We start from the raw sequence: 15,716 nt of genomic DNA, 5'->3' as shown, positions 1-15,716 counted from the left end.
TCCTCACCGGCGGACGGGCTGTCCCGGGGGTCCGGTCCGTGAGGAAAGATGGGACCACAAACGAAGTACAACCACTGTGGAGGTGCGGGCTCATGCAGCACGAGCGAGCGGGCAATCCGGCCGGCCCCGAGGACCTCGTCGACGTCGCCCGATTGGTCACGGCGTACTACGCGCTGCACCCCGATCCGGCGGAGCCCGGCCAGCGCGTCGCCTTCGGCACGTCCGGCCACCGCGGGTCCTCGCTGGCGACCGCGTTCAACGAGGACCACATCGCCGCGACGAGCCAGGCGATCTGCGAGTACCGCGCCGGTCAGGGCATCGACGGTCCGCTCTTCCTCGGCGCCGACAGCCATGGACTCTCCGAGCCGGCCAGGGTCACCGCCCTGGAGGTGTTCGCGGCCAACGAGGTGCCGGTACTCCTCGACAACGCGGACGGCTACACGCCCACACCGGCCGTATCGCACGCCATTCTGACCCACAACCGCGGTCGGTCCGCGGGCTACGCGGACGGGGTCGTGGTCACCCCCTCCCACAATCCGCCCGCCGACGGTGGCTTCAAGTACAACCCCCCGAACGGCGGCCCGGCAGGCTCCGAGGCGACCGGCTGGATCCAGGACCGCGCCAACGAACTCATCGCGGGCGGCCTCAAGGACGTACGGCGCATCCCCTACGCCAGGGCGCTGGCCGCCCCCGGCACCGGCCGCTACGACTTCCTCGGCACCTACGTCGCCGACCTGCCGAACGTCCTGGACCTGGACGCGATCCGAGCGGCCGGCGTACGCATCGGCGCCGACCCGCTGGGCGGGGCCTCGGTCGCCTATTGGGGACGCATCGCCGAACAGCACGCGCTCGACCTCACCGTGGTCAACCCGCTCACCGACCCGACCTGGCGCTTCATGACGCTGGACTGGGACGGCAAGATCCGGATGGACTGCTCGTCGCCCTACGCCATGGCCTCGCTCATCGAGCAGCGCGACCGCTTCCAGATCGCCACGGGCAACGACGCCGACGCCGACCGCCACGGGATCGTCACCCCGGACGCGGGACTCATGAACCCCAACCACTACCTCGCCGCCGCCATCTTCTACCTGTACTCCCACCGGGAGCATTGGCCCGCGGACACCGGGATCGGCAAGACGCTGGTGTCGTCCGGGATGATCGACCGGGTCGCCGCCGACCTCGGCCGGAAACTGGTCGAGGTCCCGGTGGGATTCAAGTGGTTCGTGGACGGGCTGTCCGACGGTTCCCTCGGCTTCGGCGGAGAGGAGTCCGCCGGTGCGTCCTTCCTGCGCCACGACGGCTCGGTGTGGACCACCGACAAGGACGGCATCATTCTGGCTCTGCTCGCCTCCGAGATCACGGCGGTGACCGGCAAGACGCCGTCGGAGCACTACGCCGCGCTGACCGAGCGGTTCGGCGAGCCCGCGTACGAGCGCATCGACGCCCCGGCGAACCGTGAGGAGAAGGCCCTCCTCGCGAAGCTCTCGCCCGCGCAGATCAGCACGGAGACCCTGGCCGGAGAAGCGGTCACCGCGGTACTCACGGAAGCCCCGGGCAACGGCGCGGCCATCGGGGGCATCAAGGTGACCACCGCCAACGCCTGGTTCGCGGCCCGTCCGTCGGGCACCGAGGACGTCTACAAGATCTACGCCGAGTCCTTCCTCGGAACCGACCACCTCAGGCAGGTCCAGGAGGAGGCGAAAGCCGTGGTCTCGGCGGCACTGGGCGGCTGACCCACCGGTGGAGCGTGCGGACGCGGCACGGGTTTCACCGCGTCCGCACGCTCAGGCCTTCCTCCGCGCCGGCCGCCGGTGCGGGTGACGATCAGATCTTCACCCGCACCGGCCGCCGGAGCAGGTAGACGGCCGCGGTCGTGACGAGGACGGCCATGCACGCGATGAACACCAGCCCGGCGTCCTCCAGGCCGATCGGACCTGCCAGTACGCCCACGCCGATCACCGGCAGCGAGATGCCCGTGTACGCCACCACGAACAGCATCGAGATCACCGCCGCGCGCCGGTGCGGGGGAGAGGCCTCGGCCACCGCGGACAGCGCCCCGCGGAACGCCAGTCCCTGCCCGACCCCGGCGACGATCGCGCTCAGCACCACCAGCGCCAGCAGGTCCCACCGCAGCGCACCCGCGAGCAGCGCGAGCGCGACGAAGAGCGTGGCGCAGCCCAGCGGCAACGACCGCCCCACCCCGAACCGTCCGACCAGCAGCTGACCGGCGATCGAGGCGAAGAAGGCCAGCGCGACGACAAGGCCGCTCACGGCGTGGTTGCGCACGTCCAGTGACTCGGCGAGGAACGTCGGACTGACCGAGGTGAACACCCCGAACAGGGCGAACCCCACGAACGAGGCGATCGCCGCGGGCCCGAACACCGCCCGCACCCCCGGGGGCACGCCGGGCCGTTGCGGCCGTACGGTGCTCAGCGGGCGCCGCTCCCGGACGGTCTCCGGCAGCCGCAGCAGGACGACGGCCGAGCAGGCGATCAGTACGAGGTGCACGGCGAACGGCAGGTACAGCGGCCAGTCGACGTACTGCGCGAGCATTCCGGCGAGCACCGGGCCGCAGCCGAGGCCGCCCATGTTCACCGCCGTCGCCACGAAGGTGGCGCGGGAGGCGCCGCTGTCCGGCGCCAGCTCCAGCACGTACACCGTGGCGGCCCCGGTGAACAGGCCCGCGGACAGTCCCGACATCAGCCGGCCCGCGTACAGCCAGGGCAGTCCGTCGGCACACAGGAAGCAGACGGCGCTCGCCGCCGCGAACACCAGGCCCGTCAGGAGCACCGGCCGCCTGCCCACGGCGTCGGAGGCGTTGCCCGCCAGCAGCAGTACGCCGATGACCCCGAAGGCGTACACGGCGTACACGACGGTCACCATCAGCTCGGAGAACCCGAACTTGTCCTGGTAGAGGCCGTAGAGCGGGGTCGGCAGCGTGGTGCCGGCCATGCATACGGCGAACACCGCCCCGCCGAGGAAACACTGGCGCCACTTTCGGCGATCACCGTCCATACACCGACGGTAGTCCCGCGCGTCACGCCCGGCGCGCCGCACGGGATTACCTTCGACGACCGGCGCGTTGTCCTTGCACAGGCTTCCGCGGGGGGCGCGCGGTCCCCGGAGTCCGCCGGTTCTCCAGCCCTCCGCCAAGAAGGCGCTTGCGTTTCGGCCAGGGGCATCGTAACTTATGTGTACGAAACCGTTTCGTATTGATGGGGGTCCGGGGTGCACCCCAGCCGCAGCAGGAGGAAGCCGCAAGTGCCGGGTGAAGGCAGGTTCGAGCCTCCGGTTCCGGCCGTCGTGGCGCGGACTCTCCGATGATGACCTCGCCGGTCTTCCTGGCCGTCGCTCTCTCCCTGTTCTCCGTGATCTGCTACGCCACAGCCGCCGTGGTCCAGGAAAGAACCGCCGCCAAGACGGTCAACCTGCGCGGCGCGCTCGTCCGCGGCTCCTGGTGGTGGGCGGTCCTCCTCAACGCCGGCGGGGCACTGCTGCACGTGGTCGCCCTGCGGTACGGGCCGCTGACCCTGGTGCAGCCGCTCGGCGCGCTGACCCTCGTGGCGGCCGTGCCGCTGGGCTCGCTGGCCACGCGCCGCCGGACCTCGGGCGCGCAGTGGCGCGGCATGACCCTCACCCTGGTCGGACTGGCCGCACTGCTGACCGTCACCGCCTCGGGCAACGCGCCGGACAACACCCTGCACACCACCGAGGTCCTGGTGGTCACGCTCACCGCCGCCACCGTTGTCGCGGCGCTCGTCGGCTTCGCCTCGGGCCGCCTCGCGGTGGGCGGCCTCGCTTTCGCGGCGGCTTCCGGCATCGCCTCCGGAGTCGGTTCCACGCTGGCCCAGAAGGTCGTCGTCGGACCGGCACTGTCGTGGAGCGTGGCCGCGGTCGCGGTCCTCACCATGACGTTCGCCGTGGCCGGGCTGCTGCTCTCGCAGAAGGCATACCGCGGCGGCCTCGGCGGTCCGCTGGCCCTGCTCACCCTCGTCAATCCCGTCACGGCGTCCGTCGTCGGGATCATCCTGCTCGGCGAAAGCTTCCAGTACGGCGGGGCGGGCACCGTGCTCGCCCTCGTCGGCGCGGGGATGGCCGCCCGTGGTGTGGTCCTGCTCAGCAGGCCTCAGCCGCACCACGACCACCCTGACCGGCTCGACGACGGCGACCACCAGCCGCGCGTACCACGTCCGACGAGGCCGGGTGCCGTACCGGGCCCGCGACCCTCCAGGCTTCTCCGCTCCGCGCCGACGTCCGGCGGGCGGGCACGCGCGACCACTGCCGGGGCCACCGCGACAAGCCGGCAATCTGAATGGAGAACCAGACCATGACGACTCTTCAACTCCGCGCACGGACGGTCGTGCGCGCGGCGGGACTGGTGGACGTGCCCGCAGTGGTTCGCCTGATCGCCCCGTCCCCGCCGCCGTCCTCGCCTCCGGTCCCGGACGCGGGCGGCTCCGCGCTGGACTGGGAGCAGAAGCAGAGCGCCATGCGTCTGGTGCTGGCCCACTACGCCCTCGAAGAGGGCCATGTCCAGGTGGCCGAGCGTGCGGACGGCGCGCTCCTCGCCGTCGCCATCTGGCTGCCGCCCGGCACCGACTCCAAGCCCACCGACTCGTCCGTCACCAGCCTCCTCGCCCGTGAACTCGCCGCCGCCCCGCAATGCCGCCCGACCGTGCCGACGTGGCTGAAGGACGAGGGGCCCGCCGCGCCCCACTGGAAGGTGCTCATCGTCGGCACCCTGGATGACCTGGACGACCCGAGTGACTGGGACCGTGCCGTGGCCGCCGACCTACTGGCCCCCGGACTGCGCACCGTCGACGACCAGGCCGCGACCGCGGTCGCGATCACGGTCTCCGCCCGCCACGCGGACCGACTGCGGCCCCTCGGATTCCACGAGCCGCGTGAAACGGACCTCATGCCGGGCGCGAGCGTCTGGCTGGCGACTCGTCAGCCGCTCGGCCGGGCGGGCTGACGGGGGCATTCGCCGCGGTGACGCGACTGCCGACCCACGCCGACGAGCAGGGACGCACGGTCACGGCCGGATGACCTCCCCGCTCGTACGGACCGGTCGCGGGCTGATGACCTCCCCGCAGTGAAAGCGCTCCGTCCCCACGCCTCAGTCCTGCCGCGTGCCGAGGCCGGTCCGTCCGGTGCTCCCGGACCGGTCGTGGACGCGAACACCCAGGACCACCACGATCAGCGAGACGACGCCGACGGCCGCCGCACTCCAGATGCCTGCCCGGATGCCGAGCGGAAGAAGGATCGCGGCGGCGAGCGCGGCTCCGAGCTCGCGCCCCCCTGCGGTCACGCCTGAAGCGACGCCCTCCTTGCCGCGTTGCGCACGGGCCAGCCCCGCCGTGGAGGTCGTGGGAACCAGCAGGCCCCAGCCCGCCCCGAGCAGGGCCAGGGGGACAACCAGCGCGCCGTAGTGGTCGAACAGCAGGGGAATGACCACCAGGACCGAAGCGACCAGGACCGACCCGGCGATCATGGCCCCCCGTACACCGAGACGGCCGATGATCCGGCCCGCCAGGAGTGCCGAGACGATGTTGCCGCCGGCCAGCGGGAGCAGAGCCAGGCCGGCCATGAACGGCGTCATGCCCAGCTCGTCCTGGAAGCCCATGCTGATGATGTAGAGGGTGCCGAAGAAGGCGGCGGTGCCGACCACCGTGACCACGGCGTTGGCGCTGAAGGGCACGTCGCGCAGCTGGCTGAGCGGCAGCATCGGGGCGGGCGAGCGCTTCTCCACCCTGCCGAAGAGCCAGACGGCGAAAACGGCGATGGCCAGACCGATCGCGAGCGCTCCTGTCGACAGCTCCCGCCAGTCGTGCGCGAGGAACGCCACGACGCCGAGCAGGACCACCATGACCAGCAGCCCGGGCAGGTCGAGTCGTGCCCGGCCGCCGCGGAGCAGCGGCAGCACGGGCCGCCCCACCAGGGCGAAGACGACGGCGAGGACGGCTACGACCACGAACATGGCCCGCCAGGAGGACACGGACACCAGGGCCCCGCAGAGCACCGGCCCGAGAGCGGCCCCCAGCGCGTTCGCACCGGCCCAGATGCCGATCGCCCAGGCCACCCGGCCTGGCACGTCCTGGTAGACGAACTGGATCAGCGCGAGTGCCGAAGGCAGGACGAGTGCCGCCCCCACGCCTTCGCCGAGGGTGCCGACAACCACCAGCGTCACGGTGGACGCCGCCGCGGCGATGAGACTGAAGACGCTGAAGACGCCCAGGCCCACCAGGAAGACCCGACGTGCTCCGAATCTGTCGGTGAGTGCTCCTCCTGTCAGCGACAACATGGCGAAGGCCAGGGTGTAGCCGGAGAGGACCCATCCGATGGCCGTGTCGCCGGCGTCGAATGTCGACCGGATCGCGGGCGACGCGATGTTGAGACCGGAGGTCAGCAGGATCACCAGGAGGGTGCCCAGACTGGTGCTGGCCAGGACCAGGCCGGGTGAGCGGCGCCGGGGAGCCAGTGCGTCTCGTGCCGCGTCGTCACCTCCGCGACTGGCCGCGGCCGTTTCCGGAGCTGAGGGGGAGGAGTGGTCACTGCGCATATCAGCACCTTATATATAGTGCGCGAACGAAACAAATGGGCCGATCGCTGCTTGTAAGCTGGAGAAACTGGTCAGATAGAAAGGGTGCGAACTACATGTCTGACGTGGATGTCATCGACGCCGCAGCGAAGGAGTGGGCGGCGGCCTTCCCGCGACTGGATGTCTCCCCGGGGGATGTCCTGGCGCGGGTCCAGCGTCTCGCCCAGCTGATCGAGGAGGCGCAGAACCGGCGGCTCAGGCGGCGCGCGGGCATGGTCGTGAGCAACGTCGGAGACTTCGACGTCCTGCGGGCGCTGCGGCGCGTCGGCCCGCCGTACGCGCTGTCCCCCACCCGGTTGCGGGGGGCCATGCTGGTCTCGGGTGCCGGGCTCAGCGGTCGCCTGAAGCGGCTGGAGCACGAGGGGTGGATCACCCGCGAGACGTCTCCGGACGACGGACGTTCCCTCCTCGTCCGGCTCACTCCTGAGGGCGTCGCCGACCTGGACCGGGACCTCGAAGCGCACTACGCGTTCGAGTCTGACCTGTTGCGGGCCGTGGATCTCGACACGCGCCGCGAGACGGCCGATGCTCTGCGCGTGCTCCTGCTGGACATCGAGGCCCGCCCCTGACCGCACGCCGAGTGGGCGATCGCACGCCGAGCGGACCAGGAGTCGGTCCCGGCACCCGGCCCGTCGGACAGCCCGACTCAGCCGCCCGCCGTGCACCGGTGGGCGAAGGCCAGGGTGCGGGCGTAGCAGTCACTGACGTCCTCCTCGGAGAGGCTCAGCCAAAGATGGTTGCCGCCGGCGAGAAGGCGCAGATCCGGGTCGTGGCCCGCCTGCCGCAGGGCATCGGCGAGGCGTACCGACTGCCGGGTCGGGACCAGAACGTCGTCGGTGCCGTGCAGGAGGAGGAAGGGCGGCGCCTGGGGGCCTACGTGCGTGACCGGGCTGGCATCTCGCGCCGCCTCGGGCCGGTCCGCCAGGGCGCCGCCGACCAGGAGCGCCTCGAAGGAGGCCGGATCCCGGGTGTCGTACACGCCCTCGGGGAAGTCCTCGGCCAGCGCGGGCAGGTCGGTGGGGGCGTACCAGGTGACACAGCCCATGACGGCAGCGGTGTCGGTACGCGTGTGGTGGGTCAGCGCTGTCAGAGCGGCGAGGTGCCCACCGGCGGACTCGCCCCACATGACGGTCCGCGCGGTGTCCAGCCCCAGATCGGCGGATCGGGTGTGCAGCCAGCCCAGAAGGGCGGCGAGGTCGTCGGTCTGGGCAGGGTGCGGGGCCTCACCGCTGAGGCGGTAGTCAGGGCAGGCGACAGCGAATCCCTCCTGTGCCATGCGGGCGAACGGACCCGGCTCCCAGTGCCGGAAACGGGGCCCCAGGTCGTCGCGCAGCCCCATGCGCCAGCCGCCCCCGTGGACGAAGACCACGACCGGAACGGGACCGGTGGCGTCCGCGGGCAGCCACAGGTCGACGGTCAGCGGACGGCTGCCCGCGGGAATCGCGTAGACGGCGCCGCGCAGGAGCCGTACCCCCTCGGCCGGGCGGGCCGGATGAGGGAGGGGCAGGACGCCGGGATCGGGCGGTTCCAGCAGATCGAGGGGGAAGGACGGGGGTCCGCTGACGGTCACGTTGGGAACTCCGGTGGCTCAGTGAGTCGTTCGGGGCAGGATGCGGTGGGCGTTCGCGGTGGTGAGTGCCCGCCAACTCGTCGCGGCCTCGGGCACGGGGGCGGCGTCCAGGCTCGCGACGTGGGCCTCCACGCCGGCGGCCGGCGTCCAGCAGTGGTCGCTGCCGTACAGGATCCGGTCGGTGCCGACGAGGCTCAGCAGGGCGGGGAGCTGGCGGGGGAGGGCGGGGCCGGCGAGGTCGTAGTACAGACGGCCGAGCTGCTCAAGGGCGTCGGGGCCTTCCTGGCCCTGGGGCATGAACATGCGCATGAACCCATCGATGCGGTCGGCCAGGACCGGCAGGGCGCCGCCGCAGTGCGGCACGATCACCGTCAGGTCGCGGTGTCGGTCCAGGGTGCCGGACATGAGCAGGTCGGTCACTGCGCGAGCGGTGTCGAAGACGAACTCGACCATGGGACGGGGGCGTCCGAGAGCGGACTGCTCCCAGCACACGGGTGAGGTCGGGTGCAGGAACACGACCGCACCGCGCCGGTCCAGCTCGGCCCACACCCGCGCGAGCCCGGGGTTGCCGAGGTAGGTGCCGTGGCTGTTGGTCTCCAGGATCACGCCGTCCACGCCCAGGGTGTCGAAGGCGTACGTGATCTCTTCCAGGGCGCCATCGACGTCCGGCAGGGGCAACGAGGCGAACAGGCCGAAGCGGCCGGGGTGTTCGCGCACGGTCTCGGCGCCGGCCTCGTTGACCTCGCGGGCCAGGCGGCGGGCGGCGGGTTCGTCGCCGAAGTGGATGCCCGGGGAGGAGATCGAGAGCATCGAGGTCTCGATGCCACAGCGGTCCATCAGTTCCAGATGGGCCTTCGCCGACCAGGACGGCCAGGCGGGAACACCGTCGGGCAGTTCGTGCCCGGCCTCGCGGGCCTGGCGGACGTAGGAGTCGGTGACGAAGTGGGCGTGGACATCGAGGTACCCGGGAGCGTCGGAGGGCACAGGAGTTTCCTTTGTCTGCGGGACTCGGAGAGGGGAGGAGCCACTCCTCGCCGGAGGAGAGGGCGGGGAAGCGGAACCCGGGTACCGGCCGCGGCGCACGCGGCGAGGTGGCGACTTGGCCCGGCGGTCGACCATGCGGCTGGGAACCGCGGTTCGGTCAGCTTCCGGAACGCCACCGGTGTTCGGGAAGGAAGTCGACGTCGTACCGCTGCGGCACGGTGCCGAACCTGTGCGGCTCGGGGACGAAGGGCTGCTGGGGCAGACCGTGCGCGTCGGTGGGTGTGCCGAGGTTCTCGAAGAAGCGCTCGAAGGTGCCGCCCGGACCCGCGGCCACGCCGACGATCCGGCTGTGGTGCCGCTCTATCCGGTAGGCGTGCGGGCAGTTCTTCGGTACGAACCCGAAGTCGCCCGAAGTGAGGAGCTTCTCGTGCTGCTCGCCCTCCAGGTCCTCGACGAAGAGGCGCACCGCACCGTCGGTGATGTAGAAGACCTCGTAGGTGTCCCGGTGGGAGTGGGCCGGGATGGTGTCGCCCTTGGGACCCTCGCAGGTGAAGAAGTTGAAGGTGTTCTCGGTCTGCTCGCCGCCGGCGTAGACGGTGAACATGTCCGTGAAGAGATGGGCCCGGTCTCCCATTCCCTTCTCGATGAAGTAGGGCTTTCCCGGCTCGGGCGGAATGTGGGAGCGCTCGCGGTAGCGGGTCGCGAACTCGATGGTCATCGTGAACCTTCCTGATCAAGGGACGGCACCTGCCCGGGCCGGGCGGGTGACCCGCCGCGGTTCGCGGGCGTAAGCACCTGGCCGTCGCCGGGGCGCGCCGGTGAGGCCGTGCCGTCTGGCTGCCGGATGCCATGCGGGAAATCGACCGGGACGTATGCGGCTCGCCCTCGGCGCGGCTTCTTCCGCCCACCGTAGGACCGTGGGCGTGAGGCGTCGGAATAGACTTGGGCACGAGATGAAGGAAAACGGACACTTCCCGGTAGGCGGTCGGGCGAGCGGCATTTCGGTGGTGGTCTACAGCCCGACGCCCGGACGGCCTCCAGGCTTGGAAATCCTCGACCTGCCGGGACTCGCCGCGCGTGCCGTTGAGCGGGAGCGTCCCCTCACCGAGCCGGCCCGCCCGGCCTTCCACCTGGTCGTCGCGGTACACGGCGGACGGCTGGAGTGCTCGGTGGACTTCGCCTCCCACGTTCTCGGAGCGGGCGACTGGCTGTGGGTGTGGCCGGGGCAGGTGCTCCAGCTGCCGGCGGGGCACGGAGACGCCGACGCCACCGTGCTGGTGTTTCCCACCGGCTTCCCCGGCAGCGCGACCGACACCTTGATCCGCGACGGCGAGTACTTCCCGAACCGCCTCATCAGGCCGGACCCAGCACGTCAGACTGCCCTGATCCGTCTTCTGGACGCTGTGCGCGAAGAACACCACGCCCTGTCCGACCTGTCGCTGGAGGCGCACATCGAGACACAGCGCAGCCTGCTCTCGGTGATCCTCATCCGCCTGGCCCACCTCTCCGAGCCGCGACGGGAGGCACGCTCCAGCGGCACCGAGCCGTTCCAGAGATTCCACCAGGCCGTGGAAGAGGGCTTCGGCCGGACCCACCGCGTCGAGGACTACGCCGCCCAGCTCGGATACAGCGCACGCACTCTCACCCGCGCCACCCGGGCCGTCCTGGGCTGCGGCGCCAAGCGCTTCATCGACGAGCGGGTGCTTCTGGAGGCGAAGCGCCTGCTCATCCACACCTCACTGCCGCCGGCCACCATCAGCGAACTCGTCGGCTTCACGTACCCAACCGTCTTCAGCGCCTTCTTCAGGCAGCACACCGGAATGACTCCGACCGAGTTCCGCTCGGCTGCCAGGACCTGACGCCGGAGACTCGCGGCAAAGCCCTGCGGTGCACCCTCGAAGGGGCGGACAGCAGGGCCTCGTGGTGGTGCCGGCGAGTGGTCTTCCGTGCGGTCTACGTCGTGGCGCAGACCGGTACGTCGGGCAGCTTGTTGTCCGGTGAGTCGACGTAGATGTTGGACATGTAGCCGCCGTACTGGGGCAGGTACGCCCACCAGTTGTTGGTGTACGGCGGTACGGAGACGGTCCCGCCCTGTTTCTGGCAGCTGATCAGGACCTCCACCCCGGCGGGCAGGCGTGTCCGCGAGCCCGACGCGGTGGTCGCCGCGTCGCGGACGTGGACCTGCGATCCCCAGGTGCCGTACCACTTCCCCGTCGGGCTCGTCGCGCCGGGCACATCGAGACTGCGGGTCAGCCCGCCGAGGTCGGTGTACGCCCTGCCGTAGGAGGTGCCGACGGGGTGCAGGGTGAGCACCGCGACGATGGAGCGGTCGCCGGCGCCGACCGTGCCGGTGGTGTGCAGGGCGGGCCGGGACAGGTCCACCTGTGCGGCGGCCTGGGAGGCGAGTGACGTCTCGGCCGCGTTCTTCGTGCCGGAGGGACCGCAGGTGCCGTCCTCGTATTCGCCCGACCAGCCCTGCTTGACGGCCCAGGGGCGGTCGAAGGCGGCGGCGATGCCGAAGTGCTGGTCGAAGGCGTCCGAGGCGCAGCGCGTCGACTGTCGCAGGTTGGTCATGATGAAGTCCCGTACGGGCGCCGGTGCCTGTTCCAGGATGTACCGGTAGATCTTCACCGTGTCGCGGGCCGAGATGGCGGTGTAGCCCCAGAAGCCCTCCTGCCCGGCGGGTGGCCCTGCCGTGTCGGTCAGTCCGAGCTCGGTCACCATGCGGTTGATGATCGCCGAGCCGCCGTTGGCGACCCAGTAGTGGTTCGCCGCGTCGTCGTCACTACTGCGGAGCATCGGTTCCAGCAGGGCACGGTCGGCCGCCGGGATGGTGTAGTCGGGACCGCGGTCCCAGAGGAAGTCGAGGGTCAGCAGCAGTTTGACGATGGAAGCCGAGCGGAACCGCATACCCGTGTTGACCTGCTCCGTGAACGCCCCCGTCTGCCGGTCGTAGACCGCGACCCCGGCGGTGACCCCGGCCGGGATCTGGACCCGCGCGGCCGCGGTGGACGCCACGCTCTCGGAGCCGGCCGTCGCGCCGCCCGGTGCGGCTGCCGGAGCGCCGGTCGCGGTGGTCGCTGTCGCCAGACAGAGCAGCAGGGCGGTCACCGAGAACAGTGCCCGCCCAGCCGCTGTCGGCCGTCTGCGGATGGATGAGATGTGCCGCATGGGCGTCTCCCCCTCTTGCGGTGCGGTTACGGAACGATCCGCGACGCTATTCGGGAGGTGTCCCGGGCCGCTCCTGACGTACGTCAGGAGCGGCCCGGGACCGGCGGGTCAGCGTGTGTAGTCCCTGAGATTGGCGAGGACGGTGTCCACGTAGGGCTGGACGGGCTCCGGTACGCCGCCGGCTTCGATCACCGTTCGGTCGCTGGTGCGGTAACCGGCGGCTATCAGCCCGGGCAGGTTCTCGCGCAGCCCGCTCTGCTTGAAACGCTGGTCGAGCCAGCAGGTGAACACGGACATGGTCGCGATGGCGTCGGGAGGTGACATGTGGTCCTTGTCGCCGTCCCGGTCGCCGTCCACGGCCCATGCCCTGAACACCGCAGGTGTCCACATGGCGATGCCGTGCTCACCCGTCGCGGGCCGGGAGGCCTTCGGGTCGAAGCCGCTCTCGGCCTTGAGCATCGCGGCCAGCAGCGCCGGGGTGACCTCCTTGTCCGTGCACCGCTTCGCGGCGTCGGTGATGATCCGCCGCAGGGCGACGGGCACATCGGAGTCGGCGGGAATGGCGCCGGGCAGGGCGGCGTCGCCGAGCGCGGTCCCGGTCGCCGAGGACGTCGACCTCGATATGGTGTCCTCGTCGTCGGTGGGTGCGAGGGCCACCAGAAGCCCGGCGACCGTCGCACAGAGGGTGAGACCGGCGGCGAGCAGGACAGCCGGGCGCCGGTGCAGCGCCCGGGGCAGGCGCTCGGCATGCAACTCCCTTACACAGCGCGACAGTTCACCCGTGTCCAGGGCGGCCCGGGTGGCGTGATCCGGGGCAAGGCACTCGACGATCAGCTTCCGCCACGCCGGTTCCAGGGAGTCGTCCAGGCGAAGCGGTGCCGACCCGTTGGCATAGGCCTGCGCGGCCAGGGAGCGGGCTCGTGCCGTGCTGCCGGGGAACGGATGGAGCCCGCCCGTCAGTACCTGGTGCGCGAGAACGCCGAAAGCCCAGATGTCGGCCGTCTTCCGCACGGTCGTGCCGCGGACGCCGGTGCGCTCCGACCACCACTCCGGGGGTACGTGGTCGAGGGACCCCAGCGGCGGAACGTACGCGTGAGTGCCCTCCAACTCCACCGTGAGACCGAAGTCCGCCAGCCACACGGCTTCCTCGGGGCCGAGGAGGATGTTCGCGGGCTTGAGGTCCGCGTGGATCCAGCCGTGGGTGTGCATGTGTGCCAGGCCCGCTGCCACGCCGCTGAGGATGCGTTCGGCGTCCGGTAAAGGGCGCCCGGTCCTGCCCGCCGCGAGGAGATCCTGCAGACTGCGCTCGGCACGGTCCATCACCAGTGCCGTCATGCCGTCCAGTTCGGGCCTCTCGGGATCCCTCAAGGTCACGACCGCGTGGGTGCGGACGAGGTGGGGGTGGTCCGCCTCCGTGCTGAACCGCGCCTCCTTGCGCGCCAGTTCCTCCATCGACGCACGTTGTCCTGGAGTCAGCAGGTCGGTGCGCAGGAGCTTGATGGCGACGGCCGCGCCGCCCGGGGCGCTGTCGACGACCTTCTCCGCGGCGTACACGCTGCCCCAACTGCCGGAGCCGATCAGGCCGGTGACACTCCACTCCGCGATCCGGTACCCCGGTGCCGGGTCGAGTGGCGTAGAGGTGTGGGGGATATTCATCCTGGTCATGCCTTTCGGTTCAGCGTCTGACGGCAGGAGGGAGCAGGGCCAAGTGCTCTTCGCGGACCAGATTGAAGCGCAGCGCGAGACTGACCAGCCGTTCGCGCTTGCCTCCCGCCTCGCCGTACGAGCCGCCCCGGCCTTCCCTCAGCCTCAGCTTGGTGTCGGCAAGATAGTCGACGTGATAGTTGAGCGCGGATCGCGTGAGGTCATGGCAACTCGGCAGCGGCCGCAGTCGTTCGAGGATCTCTCCCACGCCGGGAACGGCCGCGCTCGACGGAGAGCGCAGCCGCGGTTCGCACAATGCCAGCAATACCAGGAAATACTTGGACGAGTGGTTCAGTGAGAAGGGGTTCGTGGTGGGTTCCCCCGCCGGGGTGTCGCATCCGGGTTCCGCATACGCGTGCTGGGGCGCGAACACCTTGAATTCCATGGGCGTTTCAGCGGGCAGAATTACGCGGGACATCTCGAAGGGTACGGGCGCACCGATACGGCCGGGCGCGACGCGGATGTGTTCTCCCGCCCCTTCCAGGTTCTCCACGACGTAGGTCGCCGCGGCACTGTAATTGGAAAGGCGCCAGTAGTCCTCCACCGCGGTGACCTGTCCGGCGCACCGCGACACCGCCGGATCACGCAGCGGGATGGGCAAGGGCGCTCCGGGCTCCCCGCGTCCGAACTCGGCACTCTGGCCCGGGCTCAGACGGACCAGGCTTGGTCCGGGCCGGGGATCGTCCGAATGGCGGGCGGCGGTGTCGGGAAGCTGCACAATTACTGTTGTCACTCTGAGTAGTCCCCAAGTCTCAGCGGCTCATCGGACATCCGCCGCACGGCGAAAGGGGGCGAATGCGCGATGTGTTCAGGTCTGGTCAGAACCTGGACGAGTAGTTCCCCCAGAATGTCACCCGGTGAAGGATGAAAGGTAACGGAGGGAACTTCAGGTGCCCTGACGCCTTCTTCGTCTGCCAACGGTGACGGCCGAGTCTCGCTGCGGAATCGCGTTGTGGGTTCCGGGGAGCCGCCATAAGGTCACCGATATGTCTCTACGTCTCCGTATGCGTCAAGCCCTGCCGGAAGCGATGCGCGCCCGCGACAAGGCCGCGGTGAGCGCCCTGCGGGCGACGCTGGGTGCGCTGGACAACGCTGAGGCAGTGCCCGTGGGCGACGCGGCCCTCCGCGGCCTGGCCCTTGAGGAGTCGCCGGTCGGCGCCGGCGCCACCGAAGCGGCGCGGCGTGAGCTGGGCGAGCAAGAAGTGGAGGACATCGTGCGCGTCGAAGTCGCCGAGCGGCTGGAAGCCGCGGCGCAGTTGACCGCGCTCGCCCACGTTGACCGTGCCGCGCAACTCCACGCGGAGGCCGCCGTACTGCTTCGCTTCATCGAGGGTCCCGGCGCCGCCTAGGACATGGCGTCGCGTCGCGCCCGATGGGACGCAGGGGCAGGGTGGGGAACAGCGCTCAAGCCGTTGAACACCCCGGGGCACATGGAGAACAGCCGGGTCGGAATGTTCCGCGCCTGACCCATGGAACGAGGGCGGCCACTGGCCGACCGTCGGCGCGTCCTTTTCGACCGGGCGCTGGGGCAACGGCGTTCAGAAGAGGCTCAGTTGGGGGTGGCCGACGACTCGGTGGGTTCCAGGGTGGTGAGTTGGTGGTGGAGTTGGGCTCCGCGTTGGGGGGTGTTGTTGAGGGTGGCGAGGATGGGGGGTGTGGTGATGCTGGGGAGGGTGTGTTGGAGGA

At 70.6% G+C, this 15,716-nt stretch carries 14 protein-coding genes; 6 read left to right on the top strand and 8 right to left on the bottom strand.

All coding sequences use genetic code 11. From position 1 onward, the window contains the following. Nucleotides 1-92 precede the first annotated feature (92 nt). A complete protein-coding gene (pgm, locus tag ACIBLC_RS10840; RefSeq protein ID WP_399210471.1) occupies nucleotides 93-1,733 on the top strand; it encodes a phosphoglucomutase (alpha-D-glucose-1,6-bisphosphate-dependent) in 1,641 nt (546 codons plus the stop codon). A gap of 91 nt (nucleotides 1,734-1,824) precedes the next feature. Here the strand turns inward: pgm and ACIBLC_RS10835 are convergent, their stop codons facing one another. Further along, nucleotides 1,825-3,015, bottom strand: a complete 1,191-nt coding sequence (locus tag ACIBLC_RS10835; protein ID WP_399210470.1) for an MFS transporter — start codon at nucleotides 3,013-3,015, stop codon at nucleotides 1,825-1,827. Nucleotides 3,016-3,323: 308 nt separating this feature from the next. Here ACIBLC_RS10835 and ACIBLC_RS10830 point away from each other — a divergent pair, with 308 nt between their 5' ends. Beyond that, nucleotides 3,324-4,331, top strand: a complete 1,008-nt coding sequence (locus ACIBLC_RS10830; protein ID WP_399210469.1) for a hypothetical protein — start codon at nucleotides 3,324-3,326, stop codon at nucleotides 4,329-4,331. Further along, entirely contained in the window at nucleotides 4,328-4,975 is a 648-nt protein-coding gene (locus tag ACIBLC_RS10825) for a hypothetical protein (RefSeq protein WP_399210468.1), read from the top strand. Before ACIBLC_RS10830 ends, ACIBLC_RS10825 begins: the two co-directional genes overlap by 4 nt. Before the next feature lie 144 nt (nucleotides 4,976-5,119). Here the strand turns inward: ACIBLC_RS10825 and ACIBLC_RS10820 are convergent, their stop codons facing one another. Further along, entirely contained in the window at nucleotides 5,120-6,562 is a 1,443-nt protein-coding gene (locus ACIBLC_RS10820; protein ID WP_399210467.1) for an MFS transporter, read from the bottom strand. Between the two features lie 95 nt (nucleotides 6,563-6,657). Here ACIBLC_RS10820 and ACIBLC_RS10815 point away from each other — a divergent pair, with 95 nt between their 5' ends. Beyond that, nucleotides 6,658-7,170 (top strand): MarR family winged helix-turn-helix transcriptional regulator, encoded by a 513-nt coding sequence (locus tag ACIBLC_RS10815; RefSeq protein ID WP_399210466.1) that lies wholly within the window; start codon nucleotides 6,658-6,660, stop codon nucleotides 7,168-7,170. A gap of 77 nt (nucleotides 7,171-7,247) precedes the next feature. On the opposite strand, the gene ACIBLC_RS10810 is transcribed toward ACIBLC_RS10815, so the two are convergent. The 3 genes from ACIBLC_RS10810 to ACIBLC_RS10800 all read right to left on the bottom strand — a co-directional run bounded on the left by ACIBLC_RS10810 (nucleotide 7,248) and on the right by ACIBLC_RS10800 (nucleotide 9,873). Next, nucleotides 7,248-8,171, bottom strand: coding sequence for an alpha/beta hydrolase fold domain-containing protein (locus ACIBLC_RS10810; RefSeq protein WP_399210465.1), 924 nt, complete (start codon nucleotides 8,169-8,171; stop codon nucleotides 7,248-7,250). Nucleotides 8,172-8,189: 18 nt separating this feature from the next. Further along, on the bottom strand, nucleotides 8,190-9,155 hold the full coding sequence (locus ACIBLC_RS10805; RefSeq protein WP_399210464.1) for an amidohydrolase family protein: 966 nt from the start codon (nucleotides 9,153-9,155) through the stop codon (nucleotides 8,190-8,192). Between the two features lie 157 nt (nucleotides 9,156-9,312). Continuing rightward, a complete protein-coding gene (locus tag ACIBLC_RS10800; RefSeq protein WP_399210463.1) occupies nucleotides 9,313-9,873 on the bottom strand; it encodes a quercetin 2,3-dioxygenase in 561 nt (186 codons plus the stop codon). Nucleotides 9,874-10,198: 325 nt separating this feature from the next. On the opposite strand from ACIBLC_RS10800, the gene ACIBLC_RS10795 reads away from it, so the two are divergent. Beyond that, complete coding sequence (locus ACIBLC_RS10795; protein WP_399210462.1) at nucleotides 10,199-11,014, top strand: helix-turn-helix transcriptional regulator; 816 nt, start codon at nucleotides 10,199-10,201, stop codon at nucleotides 11,012-11,014. A gap of 94 nt (nucleotides 11,015-11,108) precedes the next feature. Here the strand turns inward: ACIBLC_RS10795 and ACIBLC_RS10790 are convergent, their stop codons facing one another. The 3 genes from ACIBLC_RS10790 to ACIBLC_RS10780 form a co-directional block, all read right to left on the bottom strand. Further along, entirely contained in the window at nucleotides 11,109-12,326 is a 1,218-nt protein-coding gene (locus ACIBLC_RS10790) for a hypothetical protein (protein WP_399210460.1), read from the bottom strand. A gap of 108 nt (nucleotides 12,327-12,434) precedes the next feature. Continuing rightward, nucleotides 12,435-13,991 carry a serine/threonine-protein kinase gene (locus tag ACIBLC_RS10785; protein ID WP_399210459.1) on the bottom strand — a complete coding sequence of 519 codons (1,557 nt, stop codon included), beginning with the start codon at nucleotides 13,989-13,991 and terminating at the stop codon, nucleotides 12,435-12,437. A 10-nt stretch (nucleotides 13,992-14,001) separates the two neighbouring features. Further along, entirely contained in the window at nucleotides 14,002-14,763 is a 762-nt protein-coding gene (locus ACIBLC_RS10780) for a serine/threonine protein kinase (protein WP_399210458.1), read from the bottom strand. 295 nt (nucleotides 14,764-15,058) lie between these two features. On the opposite strand from ACIBLC_RS10780, the gene ACIBLC_RS10775 reads away from it, so the two are divergent. Then, nucleotides 15,059-15,379, top strand: a complete 321-nt coding sequence (locus ACIBLC_RS10775; protein WP_399210944.1) for a hypothetical protein — start codon at nucleotides 15,059-15,061, stop codon at nucleotides 15,377-15,379. Nucleotides 15,380-15,716 lie beyond the last annotated feature (337 nt).

Source organism: Streptomyces sp. NPDC050535, assembly GCF_044457665.1.
Classification (GTDB): Bacteria; Actinomycetota; Actinomycetes; order Streptomycetales; family Streptomycetaceae; genus Streptomyces.
This window is presented reverse-complemented; position numbering and strand designations above follow the sequence as displayed.

Coding starts and splice junctions, on each gene's coding strand:
- ACIBLC_RS10790 (WP_399210460.1), bottom strand. CDS start 12,326: ATGCGGCACATCTCATCCATCCGCAGACGGCCGACAGCGGCTGGGCGG.
- ACIBLC_RS10800 (WP_399210463.1), bottom strand. CDS start 9,873: ATGACCATCGAGTTCGCGACCCGCTACCGCGAGCGCTCCCACATTCCG.
- ACIBLC_RS10775 (WP_399210944.1), top strand. CDS start 15,059: ATGCGCGCCCGCGACAAGGCCGCGGTGAGCGCCCTGCGGGCGACGCTG.
- ACIBLC_RS10785 (WP_399210459.1), bottom strand. CDS start 13,991: ATGACCAGGATGAATATCCCCCACACCTCTACGCCACTCGACCCGGCA.
- ACIBLC_RS10815 (WP_399210466.1), top strand. CDS start 6,658: ATGTCTGACGTGGATGTCATCGACGCCGCAGCGAAGGAGTGGGCGGCG.
- ACIBLC_RS10825 (WP_399210468.1), top strand. CDS start 4,328: ATGACGACTCTTCAACTCCGCGCACGGACGGTCGTGCGCGCGGCGGGA.
- ACIBLC_RS10830 (WP_399210469.1), top strand. CDS start 3,324: ATGACCTCGCCGGTCTTCCTGGCCGTCGCTCTCTCCCTGTTCTCCGTG.
- pgm (WP_399210471.1), top strand. CDS start 93: ATGCAGCACGAGCGAGCGGGCAATCCGGCCGGCCCCGAGGACCTCGTC.
- ACIBLC_RS10835 (WP_399210470.1), bottom strand. CDS start 3,015: ATGGACGGTGATCGCCGAAAGTGGCGCCAGTGTTTCCTCGGCGGGGCG.
- ACIBLC_RS10820 (WP_399210467.1), bottom strand. CDS start 6,562: ATGCGCAGTGACCACTCCTCCCCCTCAGCTCCGGAAACGGCCGCGGCC.